Genomic DNA, 10958 nt, shown 5'->3' with positions numbered 1-10958 from the left:
CGCTTTCCGGGGAGCCAGCCGGATTTGGCGTGACGCATCGGTTGCCAGTCCGGCGGTCAGTCCTCGGCAGCCTCTTCATGCCCGCTGACGGGAACCTGTCTGAGGAAATCCTGCAGCGTGGTCTGGAGATCGCCCAATGCCGCCCGATACCGGTCGGGCTGTTCCGATCGGCAGGCCAGACACAAGGTCCGGGCCGCCACCACGATTTCGGTGAAGCCGAACATGCCTGCCGCTCCGACCATCCGGTGGGAAACCTCGTACAGGTCCCGCGGGCTGTTGCGGGCCTCCGCCAGCTCGGTCAGGGCGGTCTTCACAGTGCCGATGAACATCCGGATCATCGCCGTGGCCTGCGCAGTGCCGACGGCTGCGGCGATGCTGCCGGGCCGGGGCTGCAACGCCCCGGCCTCCGGCGCGGGAATGACGGTCTGCATGTCCGGCGCGGTATCGGGGAGATCCGGGGACTGCAAATCCGGGGACTGCAAATGGGCGGCGATGGCCTGCAGCAGATCCTCGATCCGGAAGGGTTTGGCGATATGCCCGTCCATCCCGGAGGCCAGACAATTGGCCACGTCGTCATGGAATGCGTCGGCGGTGAGGGCCAGGACGGGAATCCGGCTGCGGTCGCCGGTCATCGCCCGGATCGCACGGGTGGCATCGGGGCCGCCCATCCCAGGGAGATGAACGTCCATCAGCACAAGGTCGAGCGCCTCCCGCCCAACTGTGGCCAATGCCTCCTCGCCGGTTCCTGCGACGCTCACGCCGTATCCCGCCTGTTCCAGGACAGTCCGGGTCAGCGTCCGGGTGATCGGGTTGTCCTCCACCACCAGGATGCGCGAGCCAGCCGGTGGACGGATCCCCTTCTGCGGTGGCGCGTCGGCATCCTCGGAGCGGGGGTGGGCCATTGGCAGCGGCACCGTGAAGTGGAAGCTGCTTCCCTGTCCCTCCAGGCTGTCGAAGCCGATGGAGCCGCCCATCATCTCCACCAGCCCCTTGCAGACCGCCAACCCCAGGCCGGTGCCACCGTAAGTCCGCGTGGTCGAATCGTCGGCTTGGCTGAAGCGTTTGAACAGGCGGTCGTGACGGTCCGCCGGGATGCCGATCCCCGTGTCCCGGATGCTGACATGCATCGTGGCCTGTCCCATGGCGGTCGGCTTCAGCGAGACGGAGAGATGGACCTCGCCCTGTTTGGTGAACTTGACGGCGTTGTTGAGCAGGTTGCCGATCACCTGCTGCAGCCTCATCGGATCGCCCTTGACCCAGGCGGTGGCGTCCAGCGAGAAATCGCACTGCAGACCGAGTCCCTTGGCCGACGCCATCGGCTCCACCAGGGCGATGCAGCGCTCGACCATGCCGCGGACCTCGAACTCCACCGACTCCAGCGTCACATGGCCGCCTTCGATCTTGGAATAGTCCAGGATGTCGTTGATGACGTTGAGCAGGATGCGTCCGCTGCTGACCTGGAGCTTGAGCCACTCCTTCTGCACCGGGGCGAGCGGCGATTTCGCCAGCAATTCTGAAAAGCCGAGGATGCCGGTGAGAGGAGTGCGCAGTTCGTGGCTGATCATCGCCATGAATGCCGACTTCTCGTCACTTTCGCGATTGGCGCGGGCCAGTCCGCTCGACAGGGTTTCCGTCCGGGCCTCCAGCCTGCGGACCTTCCGCCAGACAAGCACGGAGGCCGCGACGACCAGGGCGAGGAGAATCAAGCCGCCATTGGCAAGAAACCGCAGCCAGAACGGCCGATAGGTCTGTTCCGCCACCGGGATCGGAATGGCCATGGCCAGCCGCCATCCGGTCGTTCCCAGCGCAGTGATCACCACATAGGACGGGCGGCCTTCCTTGGTGAGGAATTGTTGAATGCCGGTGCGTCCGGCCCTGATCGCATCGACCAGATCGGGGGTTGCGCTGGTGCCGACGAAGGTCTCGCCCTGCTCGCTGCGCCCCACAATCGACAGGGAGCGGTCGAGCAGGGCGGCGACCCATCCCTTGTGGCCGATCGCGGATCGCAGCAGGTCGTTGAACATCCTCGGGTCGATGAGCCCAGTCAGCACATAGGCAACCCGGCCGTCCCGCAGGATCGGGATTTCCAGCGGGATCGCTCCGGCGCTCAGGTCGCCCACCTCCGGCACGCCGGAGGTCCAGACGGGCGATGCCATGTCCATGGGCGCCTGCTCGGCCGCAGATCCGGGCAAATCACCGCCGACATTGAAGATCGTTCGTTTGCGGTCGCGCAGTGTGATGGCGAGGATGGAGGGATGAAGCTGGCGGGCCAGTCTGGCGCGGGCCTCGAACTCGGCAATTTCGCCGGATGCAGTGTCTGTGGCGGTCCGTTGCAGCAGGGTCAGGCCGCTGAGGAAGGACGTCTCGTGCTGGATCAGCTGCTGGACGGAGGCCGAGGTGTGTTCAAGCTCATCCTCAAGGTTGGTCCTGATGATCTCCTGCTGCAACCGGTTGACCGTGACCAACAGCAACAGGGCATAGGCGGCAAGCGGCAACAAAGCTGCCGCAATCCAATGCGGACGCATGTCGTCAGCTCCGCAAAATTGAACTAAGGTGAACTCTTGTGAAATTGTTCAGATATCTTGTCTGCCAATCGGGCATCTGAAGTCTGTCATGTTCCTCTCTGCCATCTTTCAAATAATAAACAAGTCAGAAAATAGGGATAGTGGGGAAAATGAGAGCGGCCGATCTTTTCAGATTTTTAAATTGTGCCGATCCAAGTCATCCACCTTTGGTGGTGTCTGATGGCTTGGTGACCTTGCCTTGACCTGACACTGTCGGTGCAGGGGCCTTTGGCAGGCGGATGGGCATCGCCGGCCTGTCCGATCTCGGCGTCAGGCAAGTTGGAAATTGACGGTAATACCCACCGGCGGCTGGCAGCCGGAAAGACGGAGCGCATGTTGGACCGTCCTGCGCCTGTCGCGATCGGATCGCCACCCATCCTCTCCTGGCGGGAATGCCGGGAAGGCGGAGAGGAGGGGCGGCGGTATCCGGCGTCGGGCCTTTCCTCAACTGCCCCCTTCGATCGTCCGCGTCGGCGTCACACCGTCCGGTTTGCCGACCAGCACGGTCAGCAGCTTGGCCGGGTCGAGCAGGCGCTGGGCGACACGCTTGATGTCTGCCTGGGTCACCGCATTGATGTAGCGGTCGCGCTGGTTGAGATAGTCGATGCCCAGCCTGTCCCGCTTCACCTGCAGCAGGATGCGGGCAATCGCCTGGGTCGAGCCGAGCTGCAGCGGGAAGGAGCCGGTCAGGTAGGTCTTGGCGTCTGCCATCTCCTGGTCGGTCAGGCCGTCCTTGGCCATGCGCGCCCATTCCTGGCGGATGATGTCCAATGCCTGCCCCGCCTTGGCGTTGACGGTGGAGCCGCCTGCCATCACCAGCGCCGCGTGGTCCATCGGAATCAGGTAGCTGTAGACGCCATAGCTGAGGCCGCGTTTCTCCCGCACCTCTTCCATCAGGCGGGAGCCGAAGCCGCCACCGCCCAGCACATAGTTCATCACCGTGGCGGCGTACCAGTCGGGATCGTCGCGCTTGACCCCCGGCTGGCCCATCAGCATCACCGTCTGCGCGGTCGGGCGCGGCAGCAGGATGGTCTGGCCCAGGCCGGACATCGTCACGTCGGGGATCGGCGTCGCATCGGCCTTGGCCGGCAGCCCGCCGAACACCGTGTCCAGCGCCTTGCCGAGGTCCTCCGGCGTGATGTCGCCGGTGGCTGCCACCACCAGCCGGTCGCGGCCGAACTGGCCCTTCACGAAGGCGCGCAGGTCGTCGGGGGTGATGGCCGGCAGGCTGTCCAGGCTGCCGCGGCTCTCGCTGCCATAGGGATGGTCGGGGAAGGCGGTGGCGTAGAACTGGCGCCGCGCGACATAGTTGGGGTCGGCGAGGTCGCGCCTCAGGCTGGCCATGACGGAGGCCCGCATGCGGTCCAGCGCCTCGGGCGCGAAATGCGGCTCGGTCATTGCCAGCCGGGTCAGCTCCAGCGCCTCCTCGCGATTCTCGGCGAGGGTGCGCATCGAGCCGCCGAAGCCGTCGCGGCCGGACTCGAAGCCCAGCGCGATGGCCCTGTCCTGCAACCGCGCCTGGAAGGCCTGTGAATCGTATGGCCCGGCACCTTCGTCCAGCATGGTGGAGGCGAGGTTCGCCAGCCCCTCCTTGCCCTTCGGGTCGGTGCCGCCGGCCCCGTCGAAGACCCATTCCAGCGCCACCACCGGCACCTTGTGGTCCTCGACCAGCCACGCCTCGATCCCGCCGGGGCTGACCACCCGCTTGATCTCCATGGCCTGGGCGGGCGAGAGGAGGGCCAGCGCCGTGGCAAAGAATACCGCAGCAGTCAGACGCAGATTCCCTCTCCCCCCCGGGGAGAGGGTTAGGGTGAGGGGGAGCCACAGCGAGGAGAAAGTCTTGGGCATATGCTTCGCCAGCCGGAAAAAGCCACGCAGTGCATCCCCCTCACCCCGACCCTCTCCCCGGGGGGGAGAGGGAGGAAGCCCGCGGGCAGATGAAACATCGTGAAATGTGATCATCCTCAACTGTCCTTTCCGGTCGGGGGCAGCAGCAGGCCGGTGACGTGGTTGGTCTGGCTCAGAACGGCGCGGGCTGCGGCATTCACCTGATCGGCGGTGACCGCGTCGATGCGCACCGGCCAGCTTTCCACGTCGTCGATGCTCTGGCCGGTGGCCAGCGCGGCACCCAGCGTCTGGGCCGGGCCTGTCAGGCTGTCACGGGCATAGGCCGCGGAGGCCAGCATCCGCTTGCGGGCGGTGGCGACCTCCTCCTCCGTCACGCCGGATTTCAGCAGCGTGTCGACCTCGGCCCACAGAGCCGATTCGAGCTTGTCCATCGGCACCCCGGCGGCCGGGCTGGCACCGACGCTGAGCGTCGCCATGTCCCAGGCGGTCGGACCGTAGCCGAGCCACGCCGAGGTGGCGAGCTTCTGGTCCACCACCAGGCTGCGATAGAGGCGCGAGGTGGTGCCGCCGCTCATGATCTCTGCCAGCACCTGCAACGCATAGGCCTGGCTGTTCTGGTCCAGGCGATAGGATGGCGCGACCCAGATGCGGCGGACCGACGGCTGCCGCACCTCCGCGTCCCGCAGGACCACCTGACGGGAGGAGGTCAGCGGCGGTTCGGTTACCCGCTTGCGTTCCGGCACCGGACGGGCCGGGATGGCGCCGTAATAGCGCTCGGCCAGCGGCTTCAGTTCCGCCGCGGTCACGTCGCCGGACACCACCAGGATGGCGTTGTTGGGCGTGTACCAGGTCTTGTAGAAGCGCTCCGCCATCTCGCGCGTCAGGGCCGACATCTCCTGCGGCCAGCCGATCACCGGGGTGCCGTAGGGGTGGTGGACGAACAGGGTGGCGTTGATCTGCTCGCCGATGCGGTCGGCCGGCTCGTTCTCGATGCGCTGGCGCCGCTCCTCGATGATGACGTCGCGTTCGGGATAGACCACCGCGTCGGTCAGCTTCAGGTTGGCCATGCGGTCCGACTCCATCCGCATCACCATCTCCAGCCGGTCGCGGGCGACGTTCTGGTAATAGGCGGTGTAGTCGTAGCTGGTGAAGGCGTTGTCGCGCCCGCCATTCTTGGCGATGATCCGGCTGAACTCGCCGGGCTGGATCGCGTCCGTCCCCTTGAACATCAGGTGTTCGAGGAAATGGGCGATGCCGGACTGGCCGCGCTCCTCGTCGGCGGCGCCCACCTTGTACCAGACCATGTGGGTCACGACCGGCACGCGGTGGTTGGGGATCACCACCACCTGCATGCCGTTGGACAGGGTGAAGCTTTCGGGGAAGAACACCCCCTTTTCCGCCGCATGGGCTGGCTGCAGCCCGAGCGGAAGCGATGACAGGGGGGCCGCGACGGTCATCGTCAGGGCGAGGAGTCCGGCCGCGGCGAAGCGGCGGGCTGGAAGGCAGGCGGGCATGAGGGCTCCCGGATCAGGAGGTCCGAATCGAAAGGGCGCCCTTCGCTGGGAAGGACGCCCCCGGAAACTGGTGTGATGTCGTGTCCTGGACAAGACCGAAAGGGTCGACCGGAACCGACTGGGGTTAGAACAGGCCTTCCAGCGGCGCCTTGCGCTTGCGCTCGATCGTCGGGGTGGCGGCGCCATCGACCGCCTTGCCCTGGGCCTGGGCCTCGCGCAGGCGCTGCTGCTCCTTGGCCGGGTCGACGACGGAGACGGGCGGCTCCTGCGTCTGCCAGAACAGCAGCGAATCGATCCAGCTCTTGTCGGCGACGATCAGCTGGGTGGTTTCCTGGTCGACCTTGGCGCGGATGTTCGGGTCGATGCCGTCGCGGGCCGAGGCCTGGGCGACCAGCGACCGCTCGCCGGCGGTCGAACCGGACGCCGCCTTGGCGCCGCGCGCCGAACCGCCGAACACGGCGCCGGCGGCCGTCTGGGTCGGGGTGCTGTCCTGCGGACGGGGCGCGCCGGGGCGCGGTTTCGGCAGGTCCTGCATGCTCGGCGGCAGGGTCAGCGGAGCGCGGGAAACCACGGAGAATTCGTCGGGGCTCTGGCGGTCGAGACCGATGGACCGGCGCACATCCGAGCAGCCGGCGAGCGTCAACGCCGCAAGCGCCAGCCCGATGAGCGGAAGCCGCGCCAACGGAAGCCGGGTCCGGGGGAAGGAGAGGGCGGAGGAGATGCTGGTCACGTTCGGAGGATCCCGTCGTCTGTCACGTCGTGGCGACCCGGCCCGGAGGTCGAGGCCGCAAGGTCAGCGCTCGCCGGCGGTTATAACGCCACCGGCGACGGAACTCTTACGACTTTTCGCGGCCCGCGAACAGTCCGTCGATCAGCAGCAGGACCACGCCGACGCTGATTCCGCTGTCGGCGACGTTGAAGGCCCAGAAATGCCAGCCGGCGAGATGGAAATCGAGGAAGTCGACCACCGCGCCATGCAGCAGCCGATCGGCGACATTGCCGACCGCCCCGCCGATGATGAAGCCCAGCGCCAGCGCGACCAGGCGACGCTCCGCCTGTCGCAGCCAGAAGACCAGGCAGACGGCGATCACCGCGGCGATGGCGCTGAGAATATAGGGCATCAGCGCCCCGCCGCCGGCGAAGGTGCCGAAGCTGACGCCGTAGTTCCACACCAGCACGAGGTTGAAGAAGGACGTCACCTCGATGACATGCGGCACCGGCTGCATGACCTGTTCGAGGATCCACCATTTGCTGCCCTGGTCGAGGACCACCACCAGAACGGCGACGATCAGCCCGAACAGCCAGTAGGACCGGGATTGGTTGGCGACGAAGGCGTTCATCGGGCGAGGGATCCTCCCTCTCCCCCCCGGGGAGAGGGTCGGGGTGAGGGGGATGCGCGGCGAGGGGCGTCCGGCAGGCGGACCCCCCTCACCCTAACCCTCTCCCCGGGGGGGAGAGGGGATAGAGCCGCGGTTTGGGTGTATGGCGTCATGCCACCGCGTCGGAGCAGCGGATGCAGAGCGTCGGATGGTCGTGGACCGTGCCGACCTCCTCCAGGACCTTCCAGCAGCGCTCGCACTTCCCGCCTTCGGCCAGAGCCGGGGCGACGGCGATGCCTGGGACGTCGGGCAGGGTGAAGGCCCCCTCCGGCGCCGCGGCATCCGTCACCTCGACGGCCGAGGTGATGCAGACATCCTGGAAATCGACATCGGCCAGCAGGGCCTTGGTCGCGGCATCCACATACACGGTCGGATCGGCCTGAAGCGAAGAGCCGATGGTCTTGTTGGCGCGCTCCAGCTCCAGCGCCCCGGTGACGACGCGGCGGACGGTGCGCACCACATCCCATTTGGCGGCGAGCGCGTCGTTGCGCCAGTCCGCCGGGACCTCGGGGAAGCCGCGCAGATGCACGCTCTCCTCGGTCCAGCCCAGCCCCTCGGGCCGGGCGAGCCACGCCTCTTCCGCGGTGAAGCAGAGGATCGGGGCGAGCCAGGCGGTCAGGGTGGAGAACAGATGCTCCATCACCGTCCGCACCGAGCGGCGGCGCACCGAATCGACCGGATCGCAATAGAGGCTGTCCTTGCGGACGTCGAAGTAGAAGGCCGACAGCTCGACCGCACAGAAGTTGTGCAGGGCCACGAACAGGGCGTGGAAGTCGTAGGCCTCGACCTTCTCGCGGACCAGCCTGTCCAGCTCCGACAGGCGGTGCAGGACCCAGCGCTCCAGCTCCGGCATCTCGGCCGCGTCGATCCGCTCGGCCGGGCTGTAGTCGGCGAGCGCCCCCAGAAGGTAGCGCAGCGTGTTGCGCAGGCGGCGGTAGAGGTCGGCCTGGGTCTTGATGATCTCCTTGCCGATGCGGAGATCTTCCGAATAGTCGGAATTGATGATCCACAGGCGCAGGATGTCGGCGCCATACTGGTCGCAGACCTCCTGGGGAGCCACCACGTTGCCCAGCGACTTGGACATCTTGCGGCCCTGCTCGTCGAGGACGAAGCCGTGGGTCAGCACCGCGTTGTAGGGCGCCCGGCCGCGCGTGCCGCAGCTTTCCAGCAGCGAGGAATGGAACCAGCCGCGATGCTGGTCGGAGCCTTCCAGATAGAGGTCGGCCGGCCAGGCCAGCTCCTCCAGCCGCTGTTCCAGCACGAAGGCGTGCGAGGAGCCCGACTCGAACCAGACGTCGACGATGTCCTTGACCTGCTCGAAATCCTCGGCGGAATAGCTGTTGCCGAGGAAGTCCTGCGGGTCGCGGGCGAACCAGGCGTCGGCACCCTCCTGCTGGAAGATGTCGGCGATGCGGGCGAACACCGCCTCGTCGCGCAGGATCTCGCCGGTCGCCTTGCGGACGAACAGGGCGATCGGCACGCCCCAGGCGCGCTGGCGGCTGATGCACCAGTCCGGGCGGCTCTCGATCATCGAGCGGATGCGGTTCTCACCCTGGCCCGGAATCCAGCGGGTGTCGGAGATCGCCTGCAAGGCCACCTTGCGCAGGTCGTTCGTCTCCATCGAGATGAACCATTGCGGCGTGGTGCGGAAGATCAGCGGCGCCTTGGACCGCCAGCTGTGTGGGTAGCTGTGCTTGATGCGGTTGCTGGCCAGCAGCGACCCGGCTTCCTCGAACGCCTCCAGCACGGCCTTGTTGGCCGGGCCGGTCTTGCCCTGGTCGGTGTAGACGGCGAGGCCGGCGAACAGCGGCACATGGGCGTAATAACGCCCATCCTCGCCCACCGTCTGCGGCACCTCGATGCCGTTGGCCTGGCCCAGGCGGAAGTCGTCCTCGCCATGGCCGGGGGCGATGTGGACGAAGCCCGACCCGGTGTCGGTCGTCACGAAGTCGCCGGCCAGCAGCGGCACCTTGAAGTCGTAGCCCTTGCCGTTCAGCGGGTGGCGGCAGTAGGTGCCGGCGAGGCGCGAGCCGGGGAAGCGGTGCAGCTGCTTCCACTCGGTGATGCCGGTCTCCTTCAGCACGCTCTCGGCCAGCGCGGTGGCGAGCACGAGGCGTTCGCCGACCACCGCCTTGCTGCCTTCGGCGACCGCCGTGACCTTGAAGGTCGTATATTCGATCTCGTCGCCATAGGCGATGGCGCGGTTGCCCGGCAGGGTCCAGGGGGTGGTTGTCCAGATGACGATGCTGGCCTCGTCCACCTCCGGCGCCGACGATCCCCAGACGGGGAAGCGGGCGAAGACGGTGGTCGAGGTGTGGTCGTGGTATTCCACCTCGGCATCGGCCAGCGCGGTCTTCTCGACCACCGACCACATCACCGGCTTGGATCCCTTGTAGAGTCCGCCGTTCAGCGCGAACTTGTGGATCTCGCGGACGATCTGCGCCTCGGCCGGGAAGGTCATGGTGGCGTAGGGGTGCTTTCAGTCGCCCTCGACGCCCAGCCGGCGAAACTCGGCGGCCTGGATGCCGACCATTCCTCGGCGACTGGCGGCATTCGGCGCGGAACTGGATGAGCGGCACGTCATCCTTGTTCTTGCCGGCCTTGCGGTACTTCTCCTCGATCTCCCATTCGATGGGCAGGCCGTGGCAGTCCCAGCCGGGGACATAATCGGCGTCGAAGCCCTGCATCTGGCGGAAGCGGACGATGACGTCCTTCAGGATCTTGTTGACGGCATGACCGATGTGGATGTTGCCGTTGGCATAGGGCGGGCCGTCATGCAGTACGAACTTCTTGCGGCCCTTGGCGCTGGCGCGCAGCTTGCCGAACAGGTCCATCTCGGCCCAGCGCTTCAGCAGCTCGGGTTCCTTGGCCGGCAGGCCGCCGCGCATGGGGAAGTCGGTGCGGGGCAGGAAGACGGTCGATTTGTAATCGCGGGTCATATCGGATCCCTGGGGGAAAGCATCACCGTCGGGCGGCGCCGAAGCCACCCGGAACACAGCAGGTCTCTATCCCGGCCCTCCTCAGAGAGCCGGGCCGGTAATTCGCGCGCGATGCGCCGGGGCGCGCATCATCATCGGGATCCGCAAGGAGACGTCCATGGCGCCGGATATTAGCGGTGCCGGCCGTGCGGTCAAGGACCGCTCACATGCGCCCTGTGCAACCGCGAGCCAGCTTCACTGGGGAAGGCCCCCTCGGCGGTTCCCGAAAATACCGCTGGCAACCCGATGGCGGCAAAATTACGGTGTGTCCGCCGAGCTTGTCCGGGGCGCGGGCCGCTCGCGGCAGCCAGTGCGTGCGGGAGCGTCTTCGGCATGATCGATCAACGGACCAGCGATTTCCTGTCGGACTTCCTGGCCACGCCCAACCGGGATCCGGCGGTTCTGGACCGCTTCCTCCTGCGCGGACCGGACGGCGGACGACGCGGTGCCAAGCCGAATCTGAAGGTCGCCTTCTTCGATTTCTGGCCGGAATTCGATCCGTCCGCCAATTTCTTCGTGGAAATCCTGTCGGCTCGCTTCCAGGTCTCCGTGGTCGGGAATGACAGCGACCTCGCCATCATATCGGTGTTCGGCACCGCTCCCCGGGAAATGAGCACGGCCCGGTCGCTGTTCTTCACCGGCGAGAATGTGCGACGGCCGCTCGACGCCGTCGAC

At 66.8% G+C, this 10958-nt stretch carries 5 protein-coding genes and 2 pseudogenes; 1 reads left to right on the top strand and 6 read right to left on the bottom strand.

All coding sequences use genetic code 11. From position 1 onward, the window contains the following. Window positions 1-56 precede the first annotated feature (56 nt). The 6 genes and pseudogenes from I71_RS34960 to ileS form a co-directional block, all read right to left on the bottom strand. Window positions 57-2525 (bottom strand): ATP-binding protein, encoded by a 2469-nt coding sequence (locus tag I71_RS34960; RefSeq protein WP_049976065.1) that lies wholly within the window; start codon window positions 2523-2525, stop codon window positions 57-59. Window positions 2526-3008: 483 nt separating this feature from the next. Further along, window positions 3009-4412 carry a pitrilysin family protein gene (locus I71_RS11985; protein ID WP_083897119.1) on the bottom strand — a complete coding sequence of 468 codons (1404 nt, stop codon included), beginning with the start codon at window positions 4410-4412 and terminating at the stop codon, window positions 3009-3011. 116 nt (window positions 4413-4528) lie between these two features. Further along, window positions 4529-5926, bottom strand: a complete 1398-nt coding sequence (locus I71_RS11980; protein WP_083897118.1) for a pitrilysin family protein — start codon at window positions 5924-5926, stop codon at window positions 4529-4531. A gap of 124 nt (window positions 5927-6050) precedes the next feature. Next, entirely contained in the window at window positions 6051-6656 is a 606-nt protein-coding gene (locus I71_RS11975) for a DUF3035 domain-containing protein (protein ID WP_049976064.1), read from the bottom strand. Between the two features lie 106 nt (window positions 6657-6762). Further along, window positions 6763-7266 (bottom strand): signal peptidase II, encoded by a 504-nt coding sequence (lspA, locus tag I71_RS11970; RefSeq protein ID WP_042695086.1) that lies wholly within the window; start codon window positions 7264-7266, stop codon window positions 6763-6765. A gap of 148 nt (window positions 7267-7414) precedes the next feature. Continuing rightward, window positions 7415-10244: pseudogene (ileS, locus tag I71_RS11965) on the bottom strand (isoleucine--tRNA ligase). A 372-nt stretch (window positions 10245-10616) separates the two neighbouring features. On the opposite strand from ileS, the pseudogene I71_RS11960 reads away from it, so the two are divergent. Continuing rightward, window positions 10617-10958 (top strand): annotated as a pseudogene (locus I71_RS11960) (alpha-1,3-fucosyltransferase); the annotation flags it as partial.

Origin of the sequence: Azospirillum sp. B506, from assembly GCF_000333595.1 — a bacterium.
Taxonomy (GTDB): domain Bacteria; phylum Pseudomonadota; class Alphaproteobacteria; order Azospirillales; family Azospirillaceae; genus Azospirillum.
This window is presented reverse-complemented; position numbering and strand designations above follow the sequence as displayed.